Source organism: Pseudomonas sp. P9_2, from assembly GCF_034008255.1.
Lineage (GTDB): Bacteria > Pseudomonadota > Gammaproteobacteria > Pseudomonadales > Pseudomonadaceae > Aquipseudomonas > Aquipseudomonas synxantha_A.
This window is the reverse complement of sequence record NZ_CP125376.1, coordinates 4648588-4674900: the sequence shown is the minus strand read 5'-3', so window position 1 is coordinate 4674900 and position 26313 is coordinate 4648588. Positions and strand designations below refer to the sequence as shown.

General features: G+C 56.6%; 30 protein-coding genes and 1 pseudogene. 13 read left to right on the top strand and 18 right to left on the bottom strand.

Annotated features, from left to right (window positions below; genetic code table 11):
- Positions 1–22: 22 nt before the first annotated feature.
- Positions 23–1447 carry a hypothetical protein gene (locus QMK52_RS20865; protein WP_005788464.1) on the bottom strand — a complete coding sequence of 475 codons (1425 nt, stop codon included), beginning with the start codon at positions 1445–1447 and terminating at the stop codon, positions 23–25.
- Positions 1448–2150: 703 nt separating this feature from the next.
- The gene (locus tag QMK52_RS20860; RefSeq protein ID WP_320403344.1) at positions 2151–3173 is read right to left on the bottom strand and encodes a zinc-dependent alcohol dehydrogenase family protein; all 1023 of its coding nucleotides are present in this window, start codon (positions 3171–3173) and stop codon (positions 2151–2153) included.
- Positions 3174–3441: 268 nt separating this feature from the next.
- Here QMK52_RS20860 and QMK52_RS20855 point away from each other — a divergent pair, with 268 nt between their 5' ends.
- Positions 3442–4356, top strand: a complete 915-nt coding sequence (locus tag QMK52_RS20855) for a LysR family transcriptional regulator (RefSeq protein WP_320403343.1) — start codon at positions 3442–3444, stop codon at positions 4354–4356.
- A gap of 334 nt (positions 4357–4690) precedes the next feature.
- On the opposite strand, the gene QMK52_RS20850 is transcribed toward QMK52_RS20855, so the two are convergent.
- Both QMK52_RS20850 and QMK52_RS20845 read right to left on the bottom strand, forming a co-directional pair.
- Positions 4691–4816, bottom strand: a complete 126-nt coding sequence (locus QMK52_RS20850; protein ID WP_320403342.1) for a hypothetical protein — start codon at positions 4814–4816, stop codon at positions 4691–4693.
- Positions 4817–5022: 206 nt separating this feature from the next.
- Positions 5023–5523, bottom strand: coding sequence for a hypothetical protein (locus QMK52_RS20845; RefSeq protein WP_169985959.1), 501 nt, complete (start codon positions 5521–5523; stop codon positions 5023–5025).
- Positions 5524–5733: 210 nt separating this feature from the next.
- On the opposite strand from QMK52_RS20845, the gene QMK52_RS20840 reads away from it, so the two are divergent.
- The 5 genes from QMK52_RS20840 to QMK52_RS20820 are packed head-to-tail and all read left to right on the top strand — an operon-like array spanning position 5734 to position 8339.
- Complete coding sequence (locus QMK52_RS20840; RefSeq protein ID WP_320403341.1) at positions 5734–6372, top strand: TVP38/TMEM64 family protein; 639 nt, start codon at positions 5734–5736, stop codon at positions 6370–6372.
- A gap of 10 nt (positions 6373–6382) precedes the next feature.
- Positions 6383–6766 (top strand): nuclear transport factor 2 family protein, encoded by a 384-nt coding sequence (locus QMK52_RS20835; RefSeq protein ID WP_010656555.1) that lies wholly within the window; start codon positions 6383–6385, stop codon positions 6764–6766.
- Between the two features lie 56 nt (positions 6767–6822).
- Positions 6823–7209 (top strand): nuclear transport factor 2 family protein, encoded by a 387-nt coding sequence (locus tag QMK52_RS20830; protein ID WP_320403340.1) that lies wholly within the window; start codon positions 6823–6825, stop codon positions 7207–7209.
- Between the two features lie 44 nt (positions 7210–7253).
- Entirely contained in the window at positions 7254–7703 is a 450-nt protein-coding gene (locus QMK52_RS20825) for an SRPBCC family protein (protein WP_320403339.1), read from the top strand.
- A gap of 57 nt (positions 7704–7760) precedes the next feature.
- Entirely contained in the window at positions 7761–8339 is a 579-nt protein-coding gene (locus QMK52_RS20820) for a flavin reductase family protein (RefSeq protein ID WP_099492001.1), read from the top strand.
- On the opposite strand, the pseudogene QMK52_RS20815 reads toward QMK52_RS20820, so the two are convergent.
- The 4 genes and pseudogenes from QMK52_RS20815 to QMK52_RS20800 all read right to left on the bottom strand — a co-directional run.
- Positions 8336–8470, bottom strand: a pseudogene (locus tag QMK52_RS20815) (FAD-dependent oxidoreductase); the annotation flags it as partial. The gene QMK52_RS20820 and the pseudogene QMK52_RS20815 sit on opposite strands and share 4 nt — an antisense overlap.
- 101 nt (positions 8471–8571) lie before the next feature.
- Positions 8572–9315, bottom strand: a complete 744-nt coding sequence (locus tag QMK52_RS20810; RefSeq protein WP_010656559.1) for an SDR family oxidoreductase — start codon at positions 9313–9315, stop codon at positions 8572–8574.
- Between the two features lie 70 nt (positions 9316–9385).
- A complete protein-coding gene (locus QMK52_RS20805) occupies positions 9386–10489 on the bottom strand; it encodes an alkene reductase (protein WP_010656560.1) in 1104 nt (367 codons plus the stop codon).
- 51 nt (positions 10490–10540) lie between these two features.
- Positions 10541–11122 carry a TetR/AcrR family transcriptional regulator gene (locus tag QMK52_RS20800; protein ID WP_010656561.1) on the bottom strand — a complete coding sequence of 194 codons (582 nt, stop codon included), beginning with the start codon at positions 11120–11122 and terminating at the stop codon, positions 10541–10543.
- 106 nt (positions 11123–11228) lie between these two features.
- On the opposite strand from QMK52_RS20800, the gene QMK52_RS20795 reads away from it, so the two are divergent.
- Entirely contained in the window at positions 11229–11564 is a 336-nt protein-coding gene (locus tag QMK52_RS20795; RefSeq protein WP_320403338.1) for a LysR family transcriptional regulator, read from the top strand.
- A gap of 109 nt (positions 11565–11673) precedes the next feature.
- Positions 11674–12306 (top strand): TetR/AcrR family transcriptional regulator, encoded by a 633-nt coding sequence (locus QMK52_RS20790; protein ID WP_320403337.1) that lies wholly within the window; start codon positions 11674–11676, stop codon positions 12304–12306.
- A gap of 33 nt (positions 12307–12339) precedes the next feature.
- Here QMK52_RS20790 and QMK52_RS20785 read toward each other — a convergent pair whose 3' ends face one another.
- Complete coding sequence (locus QMK52_RS20785; protein WP_320403336.1) at positions 12340–13542, bottom strand: pyridoxal phosphate-dependent aminotransferase; 1203 nt, start codon at positions 13540–13542, stop codon at positions 12340–12342.
- A gap of 295 nt (positions 13543–13837) precedes the next feature.
- Here QMK52_RS20785 and QMK52_RS20780 point away from each other — a divergent pair, with 295 nt between their 5' ends.
- Together QMK52_RS20780 and QMK52_RS20775 are read left to right on the top strand one after the other, a co-directional pair.
- Positions 13838–14509: an NAD(P)-binding oxidoreductase gene (locus tag QMK52_RS20780; protein ID WP_099491997.1), complete on the top strand. Its 672-nt coding sequence runs from the start codon at positions 13838–13840 to the stop codon at positions 14507–14509.
- Entirely contained in the window at positions 14506–15171 is a 666-nt protein-coding gene (locus QMK52_RS20775) for an NAD-dependent epimerase/dehydratase family protein (RefSeq protein ID WP_099549806.1), read from the top strand. Before QMK52_RS20780 ends, QMK52_RS20775 begins: the two co-directional genes overlap by 4 nt.
- On the opposite strand, the gene QMK52_RS20770 is transcribed toward QMK52_RS20775, so the two are convergent.
- Positions 15168–15749, bottom strand: coding sequence for a TetR/AcrR family transcriptional regulator (locus QMK52_RS20770; RefSeq protein WP_169985955.1), 582 nt, complete (start codon positions 15747–15749; stop codon positions 15168–15170). The genes QMK52_RS20775 and QMK52_RS20770 overlap by 4 nt on opposite strands.
- 153 nt (positions 15750–15902) lie before the next feature.
- On the opposite strand from QMK52_RS20770, the gene QMK52_RS20765 reads away from it, so the two are divergent.
- Positions 15903–16778, top strand: a complete 876-nt coding sequence (locus QMK52_RS20765) for a LysR family transcriptional regulator (RefSeq protein ID WP_046036268.1) — start codon at positions 15903–15905, stop codon at positions 16776–16778.
- A 72-nt stretch (positions 16779–16850) separates the two neighbouring features.
- Here QMK52_RS20765 and QMK52_RS20760 read toward each other — a convergent pair whose 3' ends face one another.
- The 4 genes from QMK52_RS20760 to namA all read right to left on the bottom strand — a co-directional run bounded on the left by QMK52_RS20760 (position 16851) and on the right by namA (position 20101).
- Entirely contained in the window at positions 16851–17288 is a 438-nt protein-coding gene (locus QMK52_RS20760; protein WP_046036384.1) for a nuclear transport factor 2 family protein, read from the bottom strand.
- 231 nt (positions 17289–17519) lie between these two features.
- Positions 17520–18539, bottom strand: a complete 1020-nt coding sequence (locus QMK52_RS20755; RefSeq protein ID WP_099549808.1) for an alpha/beta hydrolase — start codon at positions 18537–18539, stop codon at positions 17520–17522.
- Between the two features lie 69 nt (positions 18540–18608).
- The gene (locus tag QMK52_RS20750; protein WP_320403335.1) at positions 18609–18992 is read right to left on the bottom strand and encodes a nuclear transport factor 2 family protein; all 384 of its coding nucleotides are present in this window, start codon (positions 18990–18992) and stop codon (positions 18609–18611) included.
- A gap of 68 nt (positions 18993–19060) precedes the next feature.
- Positions 19061–20101 (bottom strand): NADPH dehydrogenase NamA, encoded by a 1041-nt coding sequence (gene namA / locus QMK52_RS20745; protein WP_320403334.1) that lies wholly within the window; start codon positions 20099–20101, stop codon positions 19061–19063.
- 112 nt (positions 20102–20213) lie between these two features.
- On the opposite strand from namA, the gene QMK52_RS20740 reads away from it, so the two are divergent.
- Positions 20214–20603: a winged helix-turn-helix transcriptional regulator gene (locus QMK52_RS20740; protein WP_012724350.1), complete on the top strand. Its 390-nt coding sequence runs from the start codon at positions 20214–20216 to the stop codon at positions 20601–20603.
- 156 nt (positions 20604–20759) lie between these two features.
- Here the strand turns inward: QMK52_RS20740 and ggt are convergent, their stop codons facing one another.
- The 4 genes from ggt to QMK52_RS20720 form a co-directional block, all read right to left on the bottom strand.
- Positions 20760–22424 (bottom strand): gamma-glutamyltransferase, encoded by a 1665-nt coding sequence (ggt, locus tag QMK52_RS20735; protein ID WP_256591558.1) that lies wholly within the window; start codon positions 22422–22424, stop codon positions 20760–20762.
- 249 nt (positions 22425–22673) lie between these two features.
- Positions 22674–23933 carry a cation:dicarboxylate symporter family transporter gene (locus QMK52_RS20730; protein WP_099491990.1) on the bottom strand — a complete coding sequence of 420 codons (1260 nt, stop codon included), beginning with the start codon at positions 23931–23933 and terminating at the stop codon, positions 22674–22676.
- A 113-nt stretch (positions 23934–24046) separates the two neighbouring features.
- Positions 24047–24472: a VOC family protein gene (locus tag QMK52_RS20725; RefSeq protein ID WP_032885513.1), complete on the bottom strand. Its 426-nt coding sequence runs from the start codon at positions 24470–24472 to the stop codon at positions 24047–24049.
- A gap of 165 nt (positions 24473–24637) precedes the next feature.
- Positions 24638–24973: a LysR substrate-binding domain-containing protein gene (locus QMK52_RS20720; protein WP_320403333.1), complete on the bottom strand. Its 336-nt coding sequence runs from the start codon at positions 24971–24973 to the stop codon at positions 24638–24640.
- Positions 24974–25445: 472 nt separating this feature from the next.
- Here QMK52_RS20720 and QMK52_RS20715 point away from each other — a divergent pair, with 472 nt between their 5' ends.
- Positions 25446–26174, top strand: a complete 729-nt coding sequence (locus QMK52_RS20715) for an AraC family transcriptional regulator (RefSeq protein ID WP_320403332.1) — start codon at positions 25446–25448, stop codon at positions 26172–26174.
- Positions 26175–26313: the final 139 nt, after the last annotated feature.

Here is a 26313-nt window from a genome sequence, read left to right as displayed (position 1 = left end):
ATCTATGCACCAATGCACGGTGCTAGCGCCCCGCCACTTGGGCGATCCGGGCCTCGGGCCGGCTAAACAGTTGTTTGTGGATACGAGAGCCGTGCGCAGCCTGCAATGTTCGCTTGCGATACAAATGCTGCAATAAGGCCAGCGGCAAACCACTGGTGTCTACCAGCCACTGATGCAACATGTCCGCAGCAGGCTTGCCCTGCAGCGCCTTGTGCAGTTCGGGCAGTGCCACCAACATGCCGGGGTGGCATTGACGCAAGAAGCCCTCCAGCCGTTCGCCATGCTGAACGAAAGGCGCGAACAGCAGGCAAGTCAACTGACTTTCGTCCAGACCAAAAAACGCCTGGGCGTAGGTGGTCGACAATACCCGCCCATCCGGGCTGGACGCCTCGGTGATCAACTCAATGGGGACGCGTCTGCGCAGCATGTAGTCTGCCGCGTGGCGAACAAAACCTTCGACACCGTGCTCGTAGGACAGCTCACGCAGGCATTGGGCCTGCAAGCCATACAAATGTGCCATGAGCAATGGGTTTGGATAGGCTGGATGGCTGAACTGGAACTCGAACGGGTCCCGCTTGTGAGCCAGAAACTCCGTAAGCAGCGGCGCGCGGGCGACGTCGACATCGTCGAGCAGGTCGGCAATACCGATGTAGGCCAAATGCCGGTGCCCGCCCCGGCCTGGGCTCTCGGTGCCCGCGTAGTGCTCGCCATAGAGGTCGTGGTAGCAGCCGACGCTCCATTCTTCCATGCGGGCAAACAACCCGTTGAGCGATGTCGGCTTGCCGGGCGCGAACGCGAGACCGGTTGCCAGGGCATTTTTCTTCAGCCACGCGATGTATTGGCTTTGCTTGCGCACCGAATCGCCGCTGACCACCGCGTGCACACCGCCGTTCCAGGTGGCGACCCGCTGATAGAAATCGCCAAGGGCCAGATACGTGTCGTTGCACAGGATGGCGCGGATGTCCCCGGACGTCAGATGCCCTATCATCAGCATATTGCGCTGGCTGACTTCACGCCCGGCACTGGACGCCGGGCGCTGATGATTAAAGGGCAGTACTTCATGGTTTTCGACCATCAGCAGTTCCACCCGAGAATCATCATGGAAGAACAACGCGCCATAGCCCTGATGCAGTGAATCAAGCGTTGCCTGAGTCATTCCCGGATGCCGCAACGTTGCCACGCGCAGATGAAAAGTCTTGGGTGCACGCCCGGCGATGCTCAGTTGCGCCGCGCGCAACAGCGCCAGGGTGTAGCTGCTGACCTCACCCCCGCCGTGGGCAATCAGCACTTTGTAGTTGCCTACTTGTTCCATGCCACCGGCCGCTACCACAATTCGCTGGATCAACAGTTGCAGTGCAGTACGTTCGTCACGGGTAAAGTGCCCGACCAACCGTTGCAGAACTTGCTGGTAAACATAGTTCATGGCTTGCTCATGAATAGCGCTCATCGTTCTACTACCTGAATTGAAATATTAGCTTCAAGCAATTATCAACTGTCATTGCTCGACCCATTACATCTATAAGTTTGTCGTCAGTTGCATCGTGCGAGGTTGATTCAACATTAGCACCCTGCAACAAAATCGCAGGACCGCTCACCGGAGCTGTCAATGGCGCTATCGATGCCGAGCCGTGGGCGTGCGAGGCCTCCAGCGCGACTGGCCGCATGTCTTAGGAATATTCCGACAACGCCCTACACCACTTTAACTAAGCAACTAAAGAAACGTCCGACGCATATTAGTTATCCGCTCATTGTTGGCTCAGGCAAAGCGGCTGCGTATTTGTTTTGCACTTTCGAAAAGGCGACCCGTGCATCGTTAGTTTCAGAGGTACGAGACGTTAATGTCAGGTATTCAATCATTGCTCAATCCTTGAGATGACAGCGAAGACACAATTATCGGCACTCAAATAATGATTAACAGATACAGAACAACGCCTGAAAGCAGTTCAGATGGGCAGGCGACCGAACTTTTTTGGCGCGCACACAACAGCGCCGCGCTGGAATTCAGGGCGGCGTAAGGAAAAAAGGTATTGTTTGCGGGGCGCAACACCCTCGCGGCGGCTCAACCCCGATGCGGGTTAAGCCCTGTCAAATGGCGCATTTGCCTCATAGGCTCAGACGCCAAAGTATTCTTTTACGAATACTCCTACAGCTCAAACAGCTTCAACCTGCAACGCCACACGCTCGCGACACGGGCATTCGTCCATGTATCGATGCGCTTCGACGAACTTACCGAACGGAAACACCGTGGTTTTCAGTGGGACCAGCACCCGATCGGCCGTCAGTTGGTTGATCTCACGCAAGGCGCGCTGCACTGCCACCTGATCCTGGATGATGCCCAGTTCCGGCTTGCCGGTGAAGTTGCCGATACAGTGCACGAAGAACTGAATGTTCTTCTGGAACGCCGCACAGGCCGGGAACGGCGTCTGGTTGCCGCCTTGCAGGCCATACAGCACCAGGCTGCCACGCGGTGCCAGCACATCACCGAGCAGCGACATCTGCGGGCCACCCAGGCCATCGAATACCACGTCCACGCCACGATTATCGGTGAACTTGTTGATCTGCATGAGCAGGTCTTGTTCTTCGGTGACGATGACTTTTTCTGCCCCAAGGGACAGCAGGTATTCGCGCTCGGCACTGTCTTTGGTAGCGGCAATCACCCGCACACCCAAGGCCTTGCCCAGTTGTACAAACGATGGGCCGGAACAATGGCTGGCATCGGTCACCAAGGCAAACTGCCCCGGTTTGACCCGCGCCAGATCCATGTAGGCAAAGTAGGCAATCAGCAACGGCGTGTAGTGCACGCTGGCTTCAATCGGGCTCAACACATCCGGGTAACGGGTCAGCGCCGAACGGGGCATGACGATCTGCTCGCCGTACACCGGGTAATCATTGGGGCTCTCGGCCGGAAAACTGGCCACCTTATCGCCCACTGCCAAGTCATCCACGCCGTCACCGAGGGCGACAACAACGCCGGCCATTTCATGACCAAGGCCCGAAGGCAGGCGCGCATGGGAAGACGCCAGGTTCTGGCGCCACAGAATGTCGTACCAGCTGATGCCAATTGCCTCGACACGCACCTGCACTTCGCCCGGTGCGGGCTGCGCGGCTGCATGCTCTTCGCATTTGAGCACCTCGGCCGGACCAAACTTGTGAAAACGGATCGTGCGGGACATCGCAAACCTCGTCAAAGTAACCTCTAATGCCATGAACTTTATCTGGGCTTTCCAGGTAAGACCACCGGTCGCCATTAATAGTCGACATGTCTGTCATTGATTCCGCGAAGGAGGAGCAGACCTCAACTATCGTAGGAAAAATCAATTAGCCGGTGCAGAGTACCAGCCTTTCCCCGTAAGATTCATGCCGGTCATGCTTCTGAATAGGACCTCATGGGTTCCTGCGTGACCGCTCACGTCAAGTTTGCAGACTCTTCCAGGACACAAGATGAACCGTAACGACCTGCGTCGTGTCGACCTTAACCTCTTGATCGTATTCGAAACCTTGATGCATGAGCGCAGTGTGACCCGCGCCGCCGAGAAATTGTTCCTCGGCCAGCCGGCCATCAGCGCGGCCTTGTCGCGCTTACGCGGGTTGTTCGATGACCCGCTGTTTGTACGCACCGGGCGCAGCATGGAGCCCACGGCCCGCGCCGTGGAAATCTTCGCGCTGCTCTCCCCGGCCCTGGACTCGATTTCCACCGCCGTCAGCCGCGCCGCCGAATTCGACCCGGCCACCAGCACCGCCGTGTTCCGCATAGGCCTGTCCGATGACGTGGAATTTGCCCTGCTTCCGCAATTGCTCAAACGCCTGCGCTCCGAAGCCCCCGGCATTGTGCTGGTGGTACGCCGCGTCAATTACATCCTGATGCCCAGCCTGCTCGCCTCCGGTGAAATCTCCATCGGCGTCAGCTACACCGCCGACCTGCCGGCCAACGCCAAGCGCAAGGTACTGCGGCGCAGCCTGCCAAAACTGCTGCGCGCCGACAGCGTGCCCGGCTCGCTGAGCCTGGACGACTTCTGCTCACGCCCCCATGCATTGGTGTCATTCGCCGGCGACCTGAGTGGGTTTATTGATGAAGAGCTGGAGAAACTCGACCGCAAACGCCACGTAGTACTGGCCGTGCCGCAGTTCAACGGGCTGGGCACCTTGCTGGCGGGCACGGACATTCTGGCCACCGTGCCGGATTATGCGGCTGAAGCGTTGACCGCGGCGGGAGGGTTACGCGCCGAAGACCCGCCACTGCCCGTGCGCTCGTTTGAGCTGCATATGGCGTGGCGGGGGTCGCAGGATAATGATCCGGGGGAGCGGTGGTTGCGGTCGCGGATTCAGATGTTTTTTGGCGATCCTGAGAGTCTCTAGGCGTCGTCTTGCAGGCTGTTCGGCTGATCATTTTTGCGTTTCCACCAACCATGGAGCTCCATTCACTTCCAGTGGATTGCTACATTGGGGGCACATTTGAGGGCATGCATTGGATGCTTCGAAAAGGATGCCCCCAGCCTAAGGCCAAACAGGCTATTGATAAGGGCAGTTCCGATCGGAGTCTCTGCAAATCGATAGACCGGCCTGAGGCTTTCAACATATCTGTGGGAATCCTGAGAGTTTTTTGAAAAACAGGAAGCACCTGTGATCTGCCCTACCCTGATTATCACAAGACGTGGCGAGATCACCATAGGTGAGTCAAGTAGCCGCTCCGCTATTGGTCCTGCGCGATTCCCCCCGCACTCTGTGCCGACAACACAATCGCCAGCACAATCAACACCGCTCCTGTCAACATCCGATATGACGGCGCTCCATGGAACCACCACCACGCGTAGGCCATGGCGTAGACCGGCTCCAGTGAGATGATTATCCCGGCGCTGCGCGCGTTGACGCCCTTTAAGCATCAGCCCAGAGACGAAGTACACGATGAGTTTCTTGCGGTTGAAGCCCCGCAGCAAAGCCCGTCTTGCAAAAGGGTAAACACCTCCAGGATTAACTGGGCAAACTCCGCGTGGCCGAAGGTGATCATATTGACACTGGCGTGAATCAGCGGCCCAGGTTGGGGTGATTGAGTCGCTCACAAATGCGCAGGGCGTCGTCGTGCTTTTCGCTCCAGTGCAACAAATGCGAGTAGATCAGGATGCCTATATTGCTCTGCTGTGCGATAGACAAGGCTTCGGCCAACAAGCGCACCACAGGCTCATCGCCCACTGGGTCCGAACGCGCGAAATCCCCCGCGGTTTTAATCGCCAATTCGACGGTGGAGCGTGGCGGTGCCACTTTCAGCATCTGATAAATGCCCGCGTTCTGCTCCGCCTCTGCGCCAAGGCGCAGGTTGAGCACCACATAGATGCCCGCTACCTCAATGTCGTGACGCTCCTTAACGCTGTTCAATTGCTGGACAGCTGCCCAGTTGCGTCCATCGCAGATTGAAAGATAGGTGGCGTAATAACCCACCGCCTTAGTCATCTCGCACCTGTCCTCAAAACTGTAGGTGCCCATGGAGCTGTAGAAACAGGTGTCCTGTGCGTAAAACCTTGGCGTCATGGTGTTCTCCCGCAGGGCATCAGGCATTGGTTGCAAAGCACCGTCGAACGCCCACTTCGCCCCCACCAACACCGAAAGCAAATGTCTTGACACTAACTGTAGTGATCACTATAAAATACACGCAATATGTAGCGATCGCTAATTAAATGGCTTTCAGTGATGCGCTGGACGGGAAGCGTTCCCACAAACTGAATGAATCGGGTAGGCAACGTGATAGACCTGGCCGTACACAGCGTCGCCCAGTGGACCGAGATTATTCGCTCGCTCGCAGTCGTCGGGATTGCGCTGTATGCCGCGATATTTGTGGTGGGCACTGTCGCCTTCGTACCCGCCTCGATGCTCACGGCGCTCGCCGGTTTTTTGTACGGCCCGATGGGGGGAACGCTGCTCATCTCGCCCGCTGGCTTGCTGTCTGCAGCGGTCGCGTTTGCCTTGGGCAGATCGCTTCTGCGCCCTTGGGTCAAACGACGCCTGGCGAACAGCCCCACATCAGCGGCGGTCGACCACGCAATCGAGTCAGGAGGTTTTCGAATTGTTTTTCTCTTACGCCTAGCGTCCATCGTGCCGTTCGCTCCGCTGAGCTATGGACTCGGAACCAGCCGAATCGCCCGTCGAGATTTCCTCCTGGCGACTTGGATCGGCCTGCTTCCTGGAACATTTCTGTATGCGTACTTGGGCTCTCTGGCGGCTGACGTCGCACAGATAATCAGTGGCGAGATAACGACCAATCGATCGACTCAAATGATGACTTGGACGGGTCTGGTCGTTGCATTGATCGCCTTACTGACCGTCGCCAGATATGCACGCAAAGCGATCAACCAAGCCCTTCTTCAACCCTCTTCAAACTAGGAGTTACACCATGAGCAACCCAACTTACGTCGAAGACTACAACGCCATCGTCACGGTGCTGAACCACTACAACGAAGGTGGCAAGCAAGCCAAAAGCAGCCTCATGAAACCAGCCTTCAGCGAGCAGGCCACCATCTTTGGTGTAGATGGCGAAGGCAAGCTGACCGGAGGCCCGATCCAGGGTCTGTTCGACATCATCGACAGCGCCTTCCGTCCCTCACCAGAAGCCAAAGGCGCCATCGTCAACGTCGATATCGTAGGCACCGCTGCCAGCGCACGTATCGATACCAATGACATCTCCGGCTTCTGCTTCACCGATTTCTTCAACTTGCTGAAGGTTGACGGAAAGTGGACCGTCATCAGCAAGATTTACCACACCCACGTTGCTCCTTAACCCAGCCGTTTGAACCGCGCCCTGTTGGCGCCAAAACCATGCAAAGGGGTTTGACCATGAGCCAAAACATCAAAGCTGTACCCACCCAGGACTACAACGCCGTTGTCGCCGTGGCCCAGCAATACGCAGATGGCCTGCGTGCCGGCAGCCCGGAGGTGCTGGAGCAGGCCTTCCACAAGGAAGCGGTGATGTACGGCTTCACCAACGGCAAACTGTTGGGCGGCCCGATCAGCAACCTGTTCGACTTCGTCCGCACTAATGGCACGGCCCCGGATATCAGCACTCGCCTGGACGTGCTGGCGATCACCCCAACCACCGCCGTGGTACGGGTGGACATGGAAAAGGACGCGATCGGTGCCGACTACAACGATTACCTGACACTGATCAAAATCGACGGCACCTGGAAGGTGATCGCTAAGGTTTATCACCAGTTTGAAGGCTGACCCGAGCAGCCTGAACGTAATGCTGTTTCTTAAGGTGATGAATCATGGCAAAAGTTGAATACAGTGCCGTCGTAGACGGCGGCGCCGAGCGCGTTTGGGATGTACTCAAGCGCTTCGGGAAAATCAGCCAGTGGCACCCGGCGATCCCGCAGAGCGTCATCGAAGACGGTCGGCCGGACGGTCTGGTCGGTTGCATTCGTCGGCTGACGTTGCAGGACGGCGCCATTCTGCGCGAGCAGTTGTTGTCGGTAGACGCGGTGAATCTGCAGTTCTCCTACCGCTTCGTTGAAGCGCCACTGCCCGTCGACAACTACGTGTTGACCGTGCGACTGATCCCGCTGACCGGCGAGCAGAAAACCGTGATTCTGTGGTCTGCGACCTTCGACACGCGCGAGCCTGATCCCCAGGGGCAATGGACCTCGACCATCGAGTCGCTCATTGTCGGCGGGCATGAAAGCCTCCAGGTTTACCTGAACCAAAGCGCCACCGCGTGAATGTGCCCTACCCCGCTCCAGCAATGGATGCGGGGTTTAATTTTTTCTGGAGTTACGATGCACGACCACATTGCCGAAGTGCCGCTTGAAAAGGCCTACCGGCTGATCAATCACGGCCCCACCGTGCTGGTATCTGCTCAACACGAGGAGACTCGAAATGTGATGGCCGCGGCATGGGCCTGTGCATTGGATTTCTCACCACCCAAAGTCACTGTGGTGCTGGACAAGATCGCCAAAACCCGCGAACTGGTAGAACGTAGCGGCCTCTTTGTGATTCAGGTTCCCACCGTGGCACAGCTGCAATTGACCCGCGATGTCGGCAGCGTCAGCCTGCAGGAAGATCCACAGAAGCTGGCTCATAGCGGCGTGGAGCTATTCAGTATCAGCGGCCATGACGTGCCATTCGTGGCCGGCTGCTCGGCCTGGCTTGCGTGCAAACTATTGCCCGAACCGCACAACCAGTCGACCTACGACCTGTTTATCGGTGAAGTCGTCGCTGCCTGGGCCGACACACGGGTATTCAGCGACGGTCATTGGCTCTTTGAGCGTGCGCACCCGGACTTTCGTAGCCTGCACTACATCGCAGGCGGCCACTTTTATGCGATCGGAGAAGCGCTAACCCCATCAGTGATCTAGTGCAGTTTCAACCGAGGCTCGGTGCCTGGCCCCAGGTGGTTACTCGACATCAGTAATGCCGAGGGTATCAGGCCATAGCGCGCGACTTGAGGCATGCGGTACAGCGATGCATAGAACGCCCGCTCCAACCAGGGTCTAATTGCTTTTACTTGGAGGACAGGACGGATCCTATAGCGCCCAGGCACACGGCGTTGCGCCGGTGCCTGGGCTGGGTGATTTCAACGCTTATGACTTACCAATCCTGGCGGGTCGGCGAAATGATCAGGTCGTTGACGGTGACGTTTTCAGGCTGATTCAGTGCGTACACCACTGCGCGACCGATATCGTCCGGCGAAATAGCGATTTTATTCAGCTCTTGAGCCGCTTTACGGCCAGCCGGGTCGGTGACTTTATCGGCCCAACCGGTGTTGATCACACCCGGGCTGACCGTGTTGACACGGATGCCGTGCTGCACACCTAGCTCTTTGCGCATCGACTCAGTCATGGCCTGCACGAAAAACTTAGTGGCGCTGTAGATACCCGCAGCAGGCCCAACCTGGTGACCGGCGACCGAATCCATATTCAGGATCTGGCCCGACTTCTGTTTCAGCATGAACGGCAACACCGCCGCGATACCATGCAGGTAGCCTTTGATGTTCACGTTGATCATCTTTTCCCAATCATCGGTGGCCAGGTCGACCCAGTTGGAAAACAGCATCAAGCCTGCGTTGTTGATCAGGATATCCACCGAACCGAAAGAGTCCTGGGCGAATTGCGCGAGCGCTTTCATATCCTCAGGGTTGGTAACGTCGCTGACGCGACCTACCGCTTCACCGCCCTTGCCTTTCAGTTCGCTGACGATGGCGTCCAGGCCTTGCTGGTCCAGGGCTGCTGCGACAATTCGAACGCCTTTCTCGGACAAGGCACGTGCCGATGCAGCACCCAGGCCGGACGATGCGCCAGTGATGATCGCGGTTTTATTCTGCAGATAGTTCATGGGCGTTCCTCTCGTTGGTGACTGCCCGTCTGTGCGGGCAGTTTTTGGGGTTATCGCGGATATAAGCGGATCAGTAGTTGCCGACAGGCCAGTCGGTGTAGCCTTTGGCGCCGCCGCCGTAATACGACTCGCGCGGTGCGATGGTCAGTTCGGCCCCACGACGCAAGCGCTCAACCAGGTCCGGGTTGGAGATAAACAGGCGGCCAAACGCTACGGCGTCGATCTTGCCTTGGGCGCGGCGCTCGATAGCCATGTCCAGGTCGTAGTTGTTGTTGCCGATGAAGGGCCCGTTGAACTGCGCGCTCAATGCGTCCATGTCCACGCCTTCCGGTACATCACGCGAGGTGGCGGTCGCACCTTCAACGAAGTGCAGGTACGCCAGGTCGAAGGCGTTCAACTGCTGGATCAGGTAGCCGTACATCGCCATCACGTTGCTGTCGGGCGGCGTGTTGCCGGCGTCAGGCGTCACCGGCGACAAACGAATGCCAACACGGTCGTTGCCCCAGATCTTGACGATTGCTTCGGTCACTTCCAGGGTCAGACGCGCACGGTTCTCGATGGAGCCGCCGTACTGGTCGGTGCGATGGTTGGTCGAGTCCCGCAGGAACTGGTCCAGCAGGTAGCTGTTGGCCGAGTGAACCTCTACCCCGTCAAAACCAGCACGCTTGGCATTCTCGGCAGCACGTTTGTACTGCTCGATGATCCCCGGGATCTCATCGGTTTCAAGCGCCCGTGGCATCGACACCGGGACGAAGCCGTTGGTGGTATAGGTGTCGCCTTCAGCCTTGATCGCGGAAGGTGCGACCGGTGCGGCACCGTCAGGTTGCAGCTCGACACTGGAGAACCGTCCCACATGCCATAGTTGGCTGACGATCTTCCCGCCGGCGGCATGCACGGCGTCCGTGACTTTCTTCCAGCCCGCAACCTGCTCCTCACTCCAGATGCCAGGGGTGGCCGCGTAACCGCGGCCTTGCGCGGAAATATTGGTGGCCTCAGCGACGATCAAGCCCGCGGTGGCGCGTTGAGCGTAATACTCAGCGTGCAGCTCGTTGGGGATGCCATCTTCGGCATAGCGGCTACGGGTTACAGGTGCCATCAAAATACGGTTGGCGAGTTTCATCGCGCCCAAGTTGATGGGGGTGAATAAGTCGGTACGAGTGGCGTTGTCTGTCATGGTAGACCTCATTTAAATAGACCGGTCGTCTAGTAAGTTGGTAAAAAATAACTACGACAAAAGTCGTTTTGCCAGAGTCAGGGATGTTTCAAAGGCGTCGTCGCGCTTGCCGATCTTCATCATCAACGAAGCGCCGAGCCAAACCTGATAGAGCGATTGCGCAAGCGTCGCGCTTGGCGCTGTGGACGTGATCGAGCCATCGACAAGCCCCTGCTCAATACAGCGCTCAAGCTTTGCGTGGATAGCCTGCGTGCCTCGGTCGAGCACCAGGCGCATGCCCTCCGAGAGGTCACAGACCTCGGCGCCCAACTTGACCACCAGGCACTTGTCGGTAGGCAAATCAGAGCACTGGGTTTGCGCCCAATACTGGAAGTAACTCAGCAACCTTTGCGCGGCGGGTGCAGAGCCCATCAACAGCGTGTCGACCGTTGCGAGGTAGTCGGAAAAATACTGTTCAAGCAATGCCTGACCAAATTCTTCCTTGGATTTGAAGTAATGGTAGAACGAACCTTTAGGCACGCTCGCAGCCGCTACTACCTCAGCTAACCCTACGCTGGTGTAGCCTTTGTGAGTCATCAACGTCCTGGCGACATCCAGGATGTGTTGGCGTGTTTCAGAATGATGCTTTTTCATAATACAGCCACTCTAATTAGAACTAGACCGGTCGTCTAGTAAATTTTAGAATAGCCTCACGTTCTACGACCAACGGCGAACGAAGACAAATGACAGGATCAAGCTCATGAACCCCCCTCCCCCCACGTCAACGTTCAACACCGAGTGCCTTGCGCAATTCAACCTCAATTGCCTGGTGATCTTCGCTGCGCTGTATCAGGAAAAAAGTGTCACCAGGGCGTCCGAGCGGTTGAACATTGGGCAGCCCGCGGTCAGCAACAGCCTGTCCAAACTCAGGCTGGTTTTTCAGGACCCACTGTTTTTTCGCCGAAACGCAGAGATGGTGCCCACCGCAGTCGCCGATGATATTGCGAAGCATGTGATACCGCTATTGAGCGGTATTGGCCAGGTGCTTGAGCGATACACCGTACCGCCCTTTGGACACGCGTCACGGTCGACCTGAAAGCTCAGAATGACGCTACGCAACCGAAAATTTCATTTTGTGTATCATTGGGCAGAACTTTCTTCCAGGCGTGCTCGTCTGGCGATACGCCCCCAAGGTGCTGCACTCAATGACCAACTCCCCCCCAATCTCTGTTCCACGCGCAAAAGGACGCCCGCGCGCGTTTGATCGAGACCAGGCTCTGCTGCAGGCGCTGGCAGTGTTTTGGAGGCGTGGCTACGAGCCGGCCTCTGTGGCGGAATTGTGTTCAGCCATGGGCATCAGCCCTCCCAGCCTGTATGCGGCGTTCGGCAACAAAGCCAAGTTGTTTCTCGAAGCGGTTGCCTACTACGAAGCGACGTTCTGGGATGCCACCTGGGAGCGCATGGACACCGAGCCCGACATCGTGCGCGCCATCAGCGAGTTCTTCCACACCTCAGCGTCGATCTTGACCGAACCCGAGGCGCCCTGTGGCTGCATGGTCGTCCTCGCGGCAGTCAATGTCTCCGACGATGCCGGTGAAGTCACCGCGACCCTAAAGGCCTTGCGCCAGGAAGGCCGTGACTACTTACAGCAGCGCTTGGATCGCGCAGTGGAACAAGGTCAGCTCAAACCGGAAACCAACACTCGCCTGCTCGCTGCTGCCTTGAATACATTGCTCGAAGGCATGTCCCTGCAGGCACATGACGCTGCCAGCAGGGAAGATCTGCAAGGCATCGGCGCAACAGCCGTAGCGATGCTGAGCCCTTCCCTGTCAGCTTGACTGGAACCAACTCCGCCAAACCACGCGCTGCATTCAAGCAAGCTGTTCACAAGCAGCCTTGATGCGCGCGCATGCCTGCTCCAGCAGCACCGTGGAGGTCGCAAAGGAGATGCGGAAATAACCCTCCAACCCAAACGCACTCCCCGGTACCACCGCCACCTGTGCGGCTTCGAGCAGGTACTGGCAGACATCCACGTCATTAGTCAGCACCGCTCCTGCAGGCGTTTTGCGCCCGTACAGCCCCGAGCATGAAGGGAAGAGATAAAAAGCGCCCTCCGGACGGCGACATACCAGGCCGGGAGTGGTGTTAAAAGCGTCCAGACAAAGATCCCTGCGCTGACGAAACACTTCATTGCGCTCAGCCAGAAAATCGATAGGCCCGTCCAGCGCTGCCACGGCAGCCGCCTGGGATATTGCGCAGGGGTTGCTCGTGGTCTGCGATTGAATGGTAGCCATGGCAGCAATTAAAGGTTTAGGACCGCCCGCATAACCAATGCGCCAGCCCGTCATAGAATAGGCCTTTGAAACGCCATTCACGGTCAGCACGCGACCATGTAACGCCGGCACCTGCGAAGCCAGCGTGGAAAACACCCAACCGTCGTAACACAGGTGCTCGTACATATCATCCGTCAGCACGTAGACCTGCGGATGCTCCAACAATACGGCGCCCAACCGATCAAGCTCTGCCGCGCTATAACCCGCACCCGTCGGGTTGCTTGGCGAATTCAAAATCAGCCACTTGGTACGCGGCGTGATGGCTTGCTGGAGTTGCTCAGCGGTGATCTTGAAACGCTGATGGGCCGCGCAGCGGATTTCCACGGGCGTGCCCCCCGCCAGGCGCACCATGTCCGGATAGGACACCCAGTAAGGCGCAGGAATGATGACTTCATCCCCGGGGTTAAGGGTGGCCTGCAGCGCATTGATCAGCACTTGCTTACCGCCGGTGCCGACGCTGATTTCGTCTGTCGCGTAGGTGATGCCGTTTTCACGCTGAAATTTTCGAACGATCGCCGCTTTGAGTTCTGGAGTGCCGTCTACATCGGTGTAGCGGGTCTGGCCTGCATCAATCGCCGCCTTGGCAGCCGCGTTGATGTGATCGGGGGTTGGAAAGTCCGGCTCGCCGGTTGACAGGCTGATGATATCGGCCCCATTGCGGCGTAACTCTGCCGCCTTGCGCGTGATTACCAGCGTTGGCGAGGGCTTAACCGCTTTCAGCAAATTTCCGAGCAATTGCATGGGGCCACTCTTTGAGCTTTTGTTGATAGTGCATCAATGCTAGCGGCCTCCAGCAGACAATTAAAACAATATATATGGATGCAAAAAATCAATTTTATTTGTTTATTCCGGGCTGATTTTTTTGGCCTCTTGCGCCGATTGAAGACAAGGCACGTGCCCGGGGCCAAATCTCCCAGGCGCTTGACAGTTTCTGTAGTGACCAATATAGAATAACCCTCGGCGTGCATTCGCCGAGCGCGTTTGCAGGTTCGCTTGAGGGGGACATTTTTGAAACATCGCCTGATCTGGAGGAACTATGCACTCAGTTTTTATCGTCGGTGGTTCGGGTAAAGTGGCCCGAAGCCTTGCTCGACAACTGGCAGACCGAGGCCATCAACCACATTCGTTATACCGTCATGCGGAACAGGCCGAGGGACTCGAAGCACTCGGCGCCATCCCCGTGGCGGGTAACTTGCTTGACCTCGACACAGAGGCTCTGGCCAAGCTGATGGCGGGCAGTGATACCGTGGTATTCGCGGCGGGTGCCGGCGGCAAAGGCGGCGAGCAGATGACGGATGCCATCGACGGTCACGGCCTTGAGCTGTCCGTAGCCGCGGCTGAGTTGGCGGGCATTCAGCGCTTTATTCTTGTGTCGGCGTTTCCAGAGGCATCGCGTGGAAAATCAGTTTCCGAGACCTTCGAAAACTACATGGCCGTGAAAAAGCGCGCCGATGTGCACTTGGCCGCAAGCGATCTAGATTGGGTCATTCTGCGCCCCGGCACCTTGCTGGACTCACCCGGCAGTGGCAAGGTCCACGCTGGCCTGGCTATCCCCTATGGCGACGTGCCGCGCGACGATGTCGCCGCAGCCTTGTTGCAGATCATCGAACAGCCCGGCGTCAGTCGCGTCATTATCGAACTGACCCAAGGCAGCACACCGGTCAACGAGGCTATCCAGAGTTTTGTGCCGGATAGCACTCAAGCATGAACGAACCCACAACATTCAAGCTGCTACTGGTCGGCGCAAGCGGGCTGGTTGGCAGCCATGTACTGGATCTGGCCCTGTCGGATCCGCGCGTCGGCAAGGTCTACGCACCAACACGCAAGACTTTGGCGGCGCACCCTAAACTCATCGCCACGCCCATCGATTTTGATCACTTGGACGAACAGGCTGATCGCTGGCAAGCAGATGCTGTGATCTGCACGCTGGGTACCACGCTTAAAACAGCTGGCTCCAGAGCAGCCTTCGAGCGAGTCGACCACACCTATCCATTGGCAGTGGCCAGGCTCGCACGCGCGCATGGAACGCCGACCTACGTGCTCAATTCGGCTATCGGCGCAGATGCGGGATCTTCGTTTTTCTATAACCAGGTCAAAGGCCGCCTGGAACAGGATCTGGCGAGGGTGGGGTTTGAATCGCTGACGTACGTGCGGCCGGGTGTCATCGGAGGCAAGCGTGAGGAGGTGCGCCATGCCGAGCGTGCACTGATCCGGATGCTCAAACTTGCATCGCCGCTGTTACCTGAACGCTGGCGTCTCAATCCCCCGGCGCTGATTGCGCGGGCATTGCTTGAAGCCGCGATCAGTCAGGAGCCTGGCATTCATGTGGTGCCATCGAGCAGCATGACCAAGCCTGCCGATCGAAACTAAGCCAACAAGCGTCGGCTCATATCAAGCGCAGCATCAAAAGGCTCGCGTGTTCTGTTGACCTTGACCAACAACGAGGCGCCCAGCCACATCTGGTAGAGCGCTTCAGCCAATATTGCTGAGTCAATCGACGCACTTATGGAGCCATCCGCTTTACCCTGCTCAACACAACGAACCATCCGCTCAATAATCAGGGCAGTACCCTTCTCAAGCACACCGCGCATGTTTTCGGACAGGTCACACACTTCCGCCCCCAATTTGACCACCAGGCATTTTTGATCGGTGTGATCAAACGCCTGTGTCTCGGCCCAATAGCGTAGATAGCTCAGCAGACGTTCGGCGCCGGAGCCCTCACTGGCCAACTGCACATCCACACGCGTGAGGTACTCGTCAAAGTACTCTTCGAGCAGCGCTTGGCCGAACTCGTCCTTTGATCGAAAGTAGTGATAGAACGACCCTTTAGGTACACCCGCTGCCGCGAGCAGCTCGGTAAGGCCGACGGCGGTGTAACCTTTCTGGGTCATCAGCGACCTGGCGACATCGATGATGTGCTGGCGCATGTCATGGGCGGGTTTCTTCATAATGCCGCGCATGCTAGCAAAAAAATGATCTAGCGTCAGGCGCCCGTTAGAGCGCCTGACGTTTGTTCACCTGTATCGGAAGCAATTTTACGTAGCGCTTCAGCGACAAAAATATAAATATATTTCGAAGCAAAACATAATTATTATTTGAGCATGATCAAAGAACTGAAAACACTTATCGCTGTGGCGAGAGAAGGCACATTTGCGGCTGCCGGCAGCAAAATCGGCCTCACCCAAGCCGCCGTCAGCGCCCAGATGCAACGCCTTGAGGCGGAGCTAGGGGTACAGCTATTCGACCGTAAGGGACGCTCGGCTCAGTTAAATCGAATGGGTCACCAGGTTTTGGCGCAGGGTCAGGAACTGGTACGCCAATTTAAAGATCTGGGCTCGACATCGGTGGGTCTTCCTGCGAACGTTTTGGTCACCATTGGAGCGATTGCCTCGGTTCAGCGCTCCTTCTTGCCAGACGCCCTGGCTGAATTTCATCAACGATCTGCGCAATGCAGGACGCGAGTGCTCCCCGGCTTGTCGATGGAGTTGGTGAACCAAGTCGATTCAGGCGAAATCGATATGGCCGCGATAATCCGCCCGCCCTTCTCGCTTCACAGTGATCTGCGCTGGACAACCTTGGCGCGAGAACCTTACCGGCTGATCGTCCCCGCCGATATGCCGGGAGACGATTGGGCTGAATTGGTATCGAGCCAACCCTTTATACGCTATGACCGATCATCCTTCGGCGGACGCCAAGTGGATAGGTTTCTGCGACAAACCCATTTTTCATTGCACGAAGTCTGCGAGCTCGATGAACTGGATGCAATCGTCAAACTGGTTGCAAACGGCGTTGGAGTCGCCTTGGTGCCTGAAACGGCCACCCGTGAAGAATGGCCTGCCGAGGTACGTGCAATCGACCTGAAACAACGTACATTCCATCGCGATATTGGTTTGGTGCACCGTGCACGTCGCAGTCTAACTGAGCCAGTAAAACTACTGGCTCAACTGATTACCGAGCATGCAGTGAAGAAGCATTAGATAAGTGCTGACGAGTACTTCGTGAAACTCATCTTCGATTTCGAACTCAATTTTCAGCGCTGCCCTAACTAGTTAAGGCGCTTCATGGGTTTGGAAAATTTTGCTAACGACCGTCCACTTGCCTTCTACTTTCAGCAACTGGAAGAAGTCGGTGAAAGAGAGGCCTGACATGCCGTTGGCGTCGATACGAGCACTCGCGGCATTACCGACGATTTCAATACGAGTAATCGCGGCCTGCGCGTCGGGAGATGGACGGAAATTCTTGTCAATTCCCTCGAACAGGATTGGAATCGCGCCGCCGTCCAACTTGCCATCGGCACCGACGCTGTACATCGTCGCATGTTCATTGAAGGCGGGTTTCATAATACTGCTCTTGGCCTGCTTGCAACCCTCAATATACTTGTTAAGCACCTCTGTAATAGCTTGATAGTCTTCTACATACGTAGCTTTGCTGACTGTTTTACTGCTGAGAACTTGTGGGCCACCTGGTGCGTTTTCCGCTTGAGCCATCGCGCCAAAGGTCGAAATCAAGGCCAAAAAAAACAACTGCTTAATAGATATAACTTTCATTTAGTCGCTCTTCATAATGAGTGCAATTATTGAAAAATGCTCAACCGCACAAACGCAGCAGAAACTCCGGGATTCGACTGTGCGCAAGCAGCTTCGCAATGAGATGACGAGGTGTTTTCAATGACGAAGCCCGCAGTTTCACCGTGACCTGCGGGTTCTTTGTTTTTGAAATTACTTGCTCAGGTTGATCTTGAGTTCCTGAGAAGCCTGCGCAATCGCGCTGCGCGGCGTCGGCAGATGGCTGAAGCCATTCGACAGACCGAAATCGTGAATCATGCCGTTGTAGCGAACCGTCTTCACAGGCACACCCGCAGCGTCGAGCTTGCGGCCGTAAGCTTCAGCTTCATCGCGCAGGACATCGAATTCGGCTGTCTGGATCAGCGTCGGCGGCAAGCCCTTCAACTGTTCGGTCGTGGCCTGCAGTGGAGAAGCGTAAATCTGTTTGCGTGTCTCGGCGTCGGGTGCGTAATTGTCCCAGAACCACGCCATCATGTCCTTCGTCAGGAAATAGCCGTTGGCAAACTCCTTGTACGACGGCGTGTCAAAATTGGAATCTGTCACTGGGCACAGCAACACTTGCGAGCGCAGTTCAGGTCCACCCTTCTCGTTCGCCATCAGAGCAACTACGGCGGCAATGTTCCCGCCAGCACTATTGCCGGCTACGGCGAGGCGAGTGCCGTCTACCTTGATATCTTCGCCATGTTCGGCGACCCATTTTGTCGCGGCATAGGCTTGCTCGGTGGCGACGCCATATGCCGCCTCTGGCGAGAGGCTGTAGTTGACGAAGACCGCCACCGCACCCGAGCCTACCACCAGGTCACGCACCAGTCGTTCGTGGGTCGGGAAGTCGCCCAACACCCAGCCGCCGCCATGGAAATACATGAACGCGGGCAGCGTCTTCTGTTGGCTACCGACCGGGCGCACGATGGTCAACTTCAGATTGCTGCCGTTGACGCGGATCGTCTTCTCACTGACATCAGCTGCCGGCAAGGCCACTTGAGGGGCAGCCTGGGCGCCCGCCAGCGCGGCACGGGCATCGACCGGCTTCATGGAGTCGAGCGTCGGCACACCTTCAAGCGATTGCAAGAGTTTCGCCGTGTTGTGCTCAACTCCCGGGTATGTGGTGGCGGAGGCACTACCCGGCGCAAGAGTAACGACCGTAAAAGCGAGAGCGGAGGTAAGGGTTTTCATGACGGTTCCATTTGTATGGCTGAGTGCCGGGAAGCAATCAGCTACAGCAGACTCAAGGACGACAGAGGTTCAAGGCGCGACGTGGGTGTGAAAGATCTTGCTGACGACCGTCCACTTGCCATCGACTTTCAGCAGATGGAAAAAGTCGGTGAAAGAAATGCCTGACATGTCGTTGGCGTCGATGCGCGCGCTAGCCGCCGTACCGACAATCTCAATGCGGACGATAGCTGCCGGTGCATCTGGAGAGGGGCTAAAACCCTCATCAATCCCCTTGAACAGGATTGGAATTGCGCCACCGGCCAGCTTACCGTCGCCATCGACGCTAAACATGGTCGCTTGCTCATTGAAAGCAGGCTTCATGAGGCTGCTTTTTGCTTGCTTGCAGCCCTCGATGTACTGGTTCAGCACCTCGGTGATGGCGTGGTATTCGTGCACGTAAGTAGGTTTGCTCATGGTTAACTCCTGCTTCATTGGATTGAGGATTAGCGCACCGCAGCGGCGCGCGTTCGACGTGGACAAGTTCAGGCTTGGGTATCAAGCCATACAGAGCCGTAACGCGTGTAGGCAGCAGGAATCTCAATGATTTCTTTCAAATCATCTGCTGCAGTGCGCACCCAGAACGGATCACGCAGCATTTGCCGGCCGACAAACACCAAGTCAGCTCGGCCGTTTTGCAGGATGTCTTCGGCCTGACGACCACTCTGGATGACACCCACGGCACCCGTCGCAATATGCAATTCTTTGCGCAGCAACTCAGCGGCCGGGACTTGGTAACCAGGATAGGTCTGAACCTTGATCATCTTGATCCCGCCGGAGCTGCAGTCGATCAGATCGACGCCTTGCTCTTTCATCCAGCGACCGTATTCAAGGAACGACTCGGGGGTATTTCCGCCTTCGGCGTAATCAGAGCTGGAGATACGGACAAACAGAGGACGATCGCCCCAATGGGTTTTGACTTCCTCCAGCACTTCGCGCAGGAAGCGATAGCGACGCTTGGCATCACCGCCATATTCGTCGTCGCGGGTATTGGCGAGTGGGGAGAGGAACTCATTCAGCAAATAGCCATGAGCGGCATGAATCTCAAGCACATCAAAGCCCGCGTCACTGGCGCGTCGTGCGGCATCGCCATAGAGCTTTACCAACCCCGGAATTTCGTCAGCCGCGAGTGCGCGAGGCACGGGGCTGGTTTCCGTGAACGGGATAGCCGATGGCGCGATGTGAATGAGATTGGGCAGGTCAGCGTTGCGCCCCGCATGGCCGATCTGAGCACCGGCTTTTGCACCAAAGCTGTGAAGCAGTTCGGTCAGCGCTTTCAAGCCGACGATGTGTGCGTCACTCCAGATACCGAGGTCACCGGCCCCGATACGACCGTCGGCGTGGACTGCCAGCGTTTCCGGAAAAATCAGCCCCGCCTGGCCCAAGGCGCGAGCACCGTAATGCACTCGGTGCCACTCAGTGACAAAGCCGTCATCGGCAGTCATGTGCATGCACATCGGCGACATAACGACGCGGTTTTTCAGTTTAAGGCCTTTGATTTCATGAGGGGACAGCAGCAAACTCATCTAACTAATTCCATAGTGATCGATATGGAATAATGTTAACGTGCGCATCCGATTCGCGTAAGTACGCACATTTTTGTGCTGTAGGTACATTTTTTATACCTAGGAGATCCCTTTGAAGAAATGCACCCCACAGAGTGAAGTTGAAGCGTTTGCCTGTCCTGTCGCCTTTACGGTGGATGTCATCGGCGGCAAATGGAAATCGCTCATACTGTTCCATCTGATGTCAGGAACGAAGCGGTTCAACGAATTGCGTCGGCTGATGCCAGATGTGACCCAGAGAATGCTCACACTACAACTCAGAGAGCTGGAGACAGATAAGGTTATCCATCGCGAAATCTATCGAGAGGTCCCGCCCAAGGTCGAGTATTCCCTAACAGCATTAGGCAACACGCTTGCCCCACTGATCAGCGCGATGCGGGAGTGGGGAGCGGTGCATGAGCATGCAATCCTGGCATTCAGGCGCGCTGAGATTGATGCAAATTCATTTGAATCGCTCGCCTAACTTTAGATTCTTGTCAGGCAGGCGAACGCCTCAGCGCAGGATAAAGAACTAGCACTGGGGCGTGGGCTCTGGTGGATCTCGATCCACCTGGATGACCACCCCCTTACCGAGTGCTTCTGGCCAAATGCTCGTAAGCCAGACGAGCGGATTGACCCGCTACTTGGCGATGGACGTGACGCCCCTCCCCCTGGGATCAGATACGGGTTCAGGCACGCCGTGCTCAACGCGGATTGCCTGAATATCACCGTTGAAGCCCTGGTTAGCCAGGTAGTAGCCAGCGACGTCAAGGTCCGCCGCCAGTTGCCCGGAAATCGGCGCGTAGGGCTCCCAGAAGATCGTGTTGGCAGGCAGCAACTGGTGGTGAAAGCGCATCGCACCCACCGCGTCTTTTAGCCCTAGGTGGAAGTCATACACGTTACTGACAACCTGAAAGATAGACGTAAAAATCCGCGAGCCACCCGGTGTACCAATGACCAGGGCGACCTTGCCGTCCTTCAGGAAAATCGTCGGAGTCATCGAAGACAATGGCCGCTTTCCGGGTTCGATAGCATTGGTATCAGTACCCACGACACCCATCTGATTGGGCACCCCAGCCAGTGCCGAAAAGTCATCCATCTCGTCATTGAGCAAAATACCGGTTTTTTCTGCGACCACACCGGAGCCGAAAAAGCCATTGAGCGTGTAGGTGTTGGAAACGGCATTGCCCCATTTATCGACGATTGAGAAGTGCGTGGTCTGGGGTTTTTCCGGCGATTCAATATTCAGACCGGCGACAACCTTATTGGTGTCCGAAGGGACCGACAAATTGACCTGCGACGCCCGGCCCGCCAGGTAGTGCTCGTCGATCAACTCATGCACCGGCACCGTGTAAAAATCCGGATCGCCCAGGTACTGCGCCCGATCGGCAAACACCCGCTTCTCGATCTCCGCCACCAGGTGCATATAGCGCGCGGAATTGAGCGGCACGCCCTGGAAATCCTCGCGGCGCATCTCTTTCATCTTCAACAGTTGCACCAGCGCGACCCCGCCGGAGCTGGGCGGTGGAGCGGTGACAATCTGAAAGCCATTCCAGTTGGCTTGTATGGGATCTCGCCACACGGCTTTGTAGTCGGCCAGGTCCTGCGTGCTGATCAGCCCGCCATTGGCACTCATATCGGTCACGATCAACGCAGCGGTTTTACCGGCGTAGAATCCTTTAGGACCTTGCGCGGCGATGCGTCGGAGTACCGCCTCAAGTTCGGGCTGCTTAAAGGTGGTACCGGCCTGCAGCTTGCCGAAATGTTCAGCGAAGTTGGTTTTACCGGCGAAGCGTTTTTCGTTTTCGCTCGTAGCGATACTGGCCAGTGCTTCATCGACGACGAAACCATGGCGCGCATAGTGAATGGCCGGTTCGATCAGCTGCGTCCATTTGAGCTTGCCAAAACGTTTGTGCGCTTCCCACAGACCGGCGACCGTCCCCGGCACGCCCACCGACCGGTGGCCGATCACACTGCCTTGCGGTTGGTCGGCAGCAATCACTTTTTTACCCGAGCTGTCGACGAACATGTCTCGCGTCGCTTTCAGCGGCGCACGCTCGCGGTAATCGAGAAAGTAGGGTTTGCCCTTGAAGTAGACGGTCATGAAACCGCCTCCGCCGATGTTCCCGGCTTCGGGGTAGGTCACGGCCAGGGAAAAGGCAACGGCGACAGCCGCATCTACGGCATTCCCGCCTTTGGCAAAGATTGCGTTGGCGGTGTCCGCAGCAAATTGGTCAGGTACGGCCACCGCAGAGTGCGTCAACGCCGTGCGTGGGCTGGCGACCGCCAGTTGATAAGTTCCCATAAATAGCAACACCATCCATAGTGCGACGCAGCGACGCGTCCGATAGAACACTGATTTCTTGCACATAGACCACCTGTTTTTTTTATAAATAATGGCAGCACAGTGGCAACTAACAGGGCACGATTATTTATCTGAACCGAGCACCCGGGCGCCTGAAAAGAATCAACACGCAACAACTTCTTATTGGTTTGTCAGCCAAAAAAAGAGCCCTCGACGCGGTTAACGTGGAAGGCTCTTGTGTGTCGCTGATTAAGCGTTCTGCTCGACCCCTACTGAGCTTTTTCGCTCCAGGGGGGCTTTCTCCCACTTGGCGATAACCAGGGGTGCGATTGCATTACCCAGCACGTTCAAGGTGGTAGTGCCGCTGTCGATGATCCGGAAGATCCCGGCAATCAACGCGACCCCTTCCAGCGGCAGCCCGGCAGACGCCAAAGTAGCCGACAGAATGATGATGGCGAACCCAGGTACACCCGCAGCGCCCTTTGACGTCAGCACCATCGTGACCACCAGCAAAATCTGCTGAGTCAGTGACAGGTCGATGCCATAGAGCTGGGCAATGAAGATCGTCGCCACACCGAGGAAGATCGAAGCACCGTCCAGGTTAAACGCATAACCCACCGGCACCACGAAGCTGACGATGCGCCGAGGCACGCCGTAGGCTTCCAGCTTGGTCATCAACTGCGGCATGACAGCCGCAGAAGCTGCACTGGAGAAGGCCAGGATCAGCTCATCGCGGAAGTACTTGATCAACTTGAAGACGTTTTCGCCGATCAGGTAGCAGATACCGCCGAGCATCACCAGGGCGAAGGTAATCAGCGCCAGGTACACCACACCGATCAACTTGAGCAACGGCAGCAACGAGGCAAATCCGAAGGTCGCTACAGTGGCGCCGATCATGCCGAATACACCGATCGGTGCGTAGGCCATGACAAACGACACCACCTTGAACATGGCGTCGGAGAAGCCCTGCACAACCGCTACAACCGGCGCACTTTTGGCTTTGGGCAACGTGTTCAACGCCATGCCCAGCAGCACCGCAAAGAACAGCACCGACAGCAACTTCCCTTCCGACATCGCGACAATCACGTTATCGGGCACGATGTTCTGCAGGATGATCAGCGCGCCTTTCGACGGCTCCATATGCACGGCTGCTGCGTTGTGCGCGATGCCCGCGATTTCGGTGCCTTTACCCGGCTCGAACATGTTGGCGAAGCACAAGCCAAGCACGATGGCGAGGCTGGTGATTGCAAAGAAGTAGATCAACGACTTTGCGCCCATACGACCGAACGATTTGTTATCACCGCCCCCAGCAATGCCGAGGATCATGCAGCAGAAAACAATCGGCACGACGACCATTTTCATCATCTTGATGAAGATATCACCGAGCGGTTTAAGGATTTCGGTACTGACCCAAACTTGATTTTCCGGGTGGGTATTGAAATACCAACCCACGAGCACGCCAAGCAACAGCCCGGCAACGATTTGCCAAACTAAGGGGATACGTTTCATGTCTAGCCTTTTTGTTGGAATGAAAGGACTGCGTGACGGCAGTAGCTAGATTCATGAGCTTCCAGCTCATTTATATTTTCCTGACGCACTCTTTGGCGTGCGCCAGGTTTTTATTATTTAGCGAACAGCTGGCTCATATCCTTGAACGCCTTGAACTCCAGCGCGTTGCCGCACGGGTCGAACAGGAACATGGTGGCTTGCTCGCCGACCTGGCCTTTAAAGCGAATGTAGGGTTCGATCACAAACTTGGTTGCGCGCGCTTTCAAGCGCTCGGCCAGGGCTTCCCATTGTGCCCACTCCAGGATGATGCCGAAGTGCGGAACCGGCACGTCGTGGCCATCTACCGGGTTGCTGTGCACGCTTTCCTGCGAAGCAGTCTTAGGGTGCTCATGGATGACCAGTTGATGGCCGTAGAAATCGAAGTCTACCCACTGGTCGCTCGAGCGACCTTCGGAAAGACCGAACACCTCACCGTAGAAGTGACGTGTGGCGGCCAGGTCATACACAGGGATTGCGAGGTGGAAAGGAGAAAGACTCATCAGGACTCCGATAACAACTTTTTATTGGTTTGTGGTGCCGGACACCGTGGTCGCTGCCCGACGGCTTTTTGAAGGTGGATTTATGCTAAAGCCGAACCAACTTAAAAAAAATCAATATAAATTTTTCAAAAGCACAATTTTATTTTGTTAATCGGTAATCTCTTTTTACTGCTCCCAACCCGCCTGAATCGCATGGGTAATTTTATCGACAAACACCCTTGTCTTCGTCGGAACCCACCGCCCCGGGGGCATCACGGCATAGATACCACCCGTTGCCGCGCCTTCCCATTGCCTTAATATTTGTACAAGCGTGCCATCACGCACCGCCGCACCGGCCAGCCAATCAGACGTCAGAATGATCCCTGCGCTCTCCACAGCAGCCTGTAAAAGCGCCTCCGAACTATCCGAGATCAGCGGCCCCGTCTCAATGCTGATTCCGTGTCTAGGCGACTGGTGTCGATGGACACGCGGATCGATCCCCCTGGCAACCGCGCATTGCACATCGCGCAGAGCATGAGCATGAGCATCTCGCGAGCCAATTTCTGGATAGATGCAGAGAGACAGACCCGAAAAGTCCGCTTAGGGATATCAACTCACAACCCATAATCCTCTTCCGAGCGACCACGGATTTGCCCCATTCGGGTTGCTCATCCAGTATATGGAGGCGCACTGAATACCAGCCACGGCCACCCAGGTCCGTGTCGGCAATCGCCGTTCGCGATCGCTCGTACGCCCGGTGTGAATGGGGGCATAACTGGGGGCATAATTCGAGTTTTTTAAGCTGAAACTACTATCGTAGAGCTAAGTCAAAATGTTCTTCGGGGATCCGGATAGCCTCTAGCAAGCGTCGGTTTGATATGCACTCGCTGTGCAACGAAAAGACAGCGACCCAGCGCCGCGCTTGAATCCAGCCCTGCGCAGGCCTACCCTGCACGCGTCAAACAATCACCCAACACGTCAAGGAAGACTTCAAATGTGGGATGGCAGCGTTACCTTTGGCGACTCGTGGGCCGGCTACATTGGCCGTGCGGATCAAAACACTGCTCACTCCCATGTCGCTATCCAACTGTGCATCGGCGTAGGTCAACCCGCCACCCTTGAGCTGCCCGGAAGGGTGCTCCGTGCGGCAGGTGTGATCATCGGCCCCAACGTCGAACACCGTGCCGTGGCGGAGAGTCATCCGGTAGCGTTCTTATATGTCAGCCCGGACACGGCGTTGGGCCGTGCACTCAATGCGTTGCTCGAGGACGATGGGATCGCCCTGGCCAGTGATGAACTGCTGGCGTGCTTTCGTCGTAGCACATCCCTGTCGCACTTTGTCGACGCCCTCTCGCGTTTGCTGGCAATTACCCCGCCGATCGACCATAGGCTCCACAAAGCCCTGAATATTCTGCGCCTGGACCGCGACGGCCCAGGTTGCGTCAGTCGCGCTGCCCAGGCGGTGGGGTTGTCCAGCCCCCGGTTGCGCTGCGTCGCCACCCACCAGATGGGGGTTTCCCTCTCCCAGTGGATCATCTGGAACAAATTGGAACGGGCCTCCAAATCCCTGGCCGGCGGTTCGACGTTATCGGACGCCGCCGCCGACGGCGGTTTCTCCGACCAGGCGCATCTGGCTCGCATGATGCGCCGCATGATTGGCATGACGCCGCGCACCGCCGCTGAGGTTTTGCGTAAGACAAGCGTTTCGTTCAAGACGCACTGATATCAAAACGCCAATATCGATCGCATCTTATTCGCGACAACGTTAAGCGCTGATCACCTCCTCCCAGAGCACCTCAGCGCCACCGAAAGTGAATAGAAGAGTGTTCGCCCGGGGCACCTGTGCCTGCAATTCGGCGAAA

Excerpts from the sequence above, each read along its gene's own strand:
- QMK52_RS20800 (WP_010656561.1), bottom strand. The coding sequence starts at position 11,122 with ATGAAAAAGCATCATTCTGAAACACGCCAACACATCCTGGATGTCGCC.
- QMK52_RS20865 (WP_005788464.1), bottom strand. The coding sequence starts at position 1,447 with ATGAGCGCTATTCATGAGCAAGCCATGAACTATGTTTACCAGCAAGTT.
- QMK52_RS20725 (WP_032885513.1), bottom strand. The coding sequence starts at position 24,472 with ATGAGTCTTTCTCCTTTCCACCTCGCAATCCCTGTGTATGACCTGGCC.
- QMK52_RS20845 (WP_169985959.1), bottom strand. The coding sequence starts at position 5,523 with ATGACGCCAAGGTTTTACGCACAGGACACCTGTTTCTACAGCTCCATG.
- QMK52_RS20765 (WP_046036268.1), top strand. The coding sequence starts at position 15,903 with ATGATCAAAGAACTGAAAACACTTATCGCTGTGGCGAGAGAAGGCACA.
- QMK52_RS20780 (WP_099491997.1), top strand. The coding sequence starts at position 13,838 with ATGCACTCAGTTTTTATCGTCGGTGGTTCGGGTAAAGTGGCCCGAAGC.
- QMK52_RS20810 (WP_010656559.1), bottom strand. The coding sequence starts at position 9,315 with ATGAACTATCTGCAGAATAAAACCGCGATCATCACTGGCGCATCGTCC.
- QMK52_RS20855 (WP_320403343.1), top strand. The coding sequence starts at position 3,442 with ATGAACCGTAACGACCTGCGTCGTGTCGACCTTAACCTCTTGATCGTA.
- QMK52_RS20795 (WP_320403338.1), top strand. The coding sequence starts at position 11,229 with ATGAACCCCCCTCCCCCCACGTCAACGTTCAACACCGAGTGCCTTGCG.
- namA (WP_320403334.1), bottom strand. The coding sequence starts at position 20,101 with ATGAGTTTGCTGCTGTCCCCTCATGAAATCAAAGGCCTTAAACTGAAA.
- QMK52_RS20755 (WP_099549808.1), bottom strand. The coding sequence starts at position 18,539 with ATGAAAACCCTTACCTCCGCTCTCGCTTTTACGGTCGTTACTCTTGCG.
- QMK52_RS20830 (WP_320403340.1), top strand. The coding sequence starts at position 6,823 with ATGAGCCAAAACATCAAAGCTGTACCCACCCAGGACTACAACGCCGTT.
- QMK52_RS20850 (WP_320403342.1), bottom strand. The coding sequence starts at position 4,816 with ATGGCCTACGCGTGGTGGTGGTTCCATGGAGCGCCGTCATATCGGATG.
- QMK52_RS20770 (WP_169985955.1), bottom strand. The coding sequence starts at position 15,749 with ATGAAGAAACCCGCCCATGACATGCGCCAGCACATCATCGATGTCGCC.
- ggt (WP_256591558.1), bottom strand. The coding sequence starts at position 22,424 with ATGGGAACTTATCAACTGGCGGTCGCCAGCCCACGCACGGCGTTGACG.
- QMK52_RS20835 (WP_010656555.1), top strand. The coding sequence starts at position 6,383 with ATGAGCAACCCAACTTACGTCGAAGACTACAACGCCATCGTCACGGTG.
- QMK52_RS20785 (WP_320403336.1), bottom strand. The coding sequence starts at position 13,542 with ATGCAATTGCTCGGAAATTTGCTGAAAGCGGTTAAGCCCTCGCCAACG.
- QMK52_RS20805 (WP_010656560.1), bottom strand. The coding sequence starts at position 10,489 with ATGACAGACAACGCCACTCGTACCGACTTATTCACCCCCATCAACTTG.
- QMK52_RS20760 (WP_046036384.1), bottom strand. The coding sequence starts at position 17,288 with ATGGCTCAAGCGGAAAACGCACCAGGTGGCCCACAAGTTCTCAGCAGT.
- QMK52_RS20790 (WP_320403337.1), top strand. The coding sequence starts at position 11,674 with ATGACCAACTCCCCCCCAATCTCTGTTCCACGCGCAAAAGGACGCCCG.
- QMK52_RS20715 (WP_320403332.1), top strand. The coding sequence starts at position 25,446 with ATGTGGGATGGCAGCGTTACCTTTGGCGACTCGTGGGCCGGCTACATT.
- QMK52_RS20775 (WP_099549806.1), top strand. The coding sequence starts at position 14,506 with ATGAACGAACCCACAACATTCAAGCTGCTACTGGTCGGCGCAAGCGGG.
- QMK52_RS20860 (WP_320403344.1), bottom strand. The coding sequence starts at position 3,173 with ATGTCCCGCACGATCCGTTTTCACAAGTTTGGTCCGGCCGAGGTGCTC.
- QMK52_RS20825 (WP_320403339.1), top strand. The coding sequence starts at position 7,254 with ATGGCAAAAGTTGAATACAGTGCCGTCGTAGACGGCGGCGCCGAGCGC.
- QMK52_RS20820 (WP_099492001.1), top strand. The coding sequence starts at position 7,761 with ATGCACGACCACATTGCCGAAGTGCCGCTTGAAAAGGCCTACCGGCTG.
- QMK52_RS20730 (WP_099491990.1), bottom strand. The coding sequence starts at position 23,933 with ATGAAACGTATCCCCTTAGTTTGGCAAATCGTTGCCGGGCTGTTGCTT.
- QMK52_RS20750 (WP_320403335.1), bottom strand. The coding sequence starts at position 18,992 with ATGAGCAAACCTACTTACGTGCACGAATACCACGCCATCACCGAGGTG.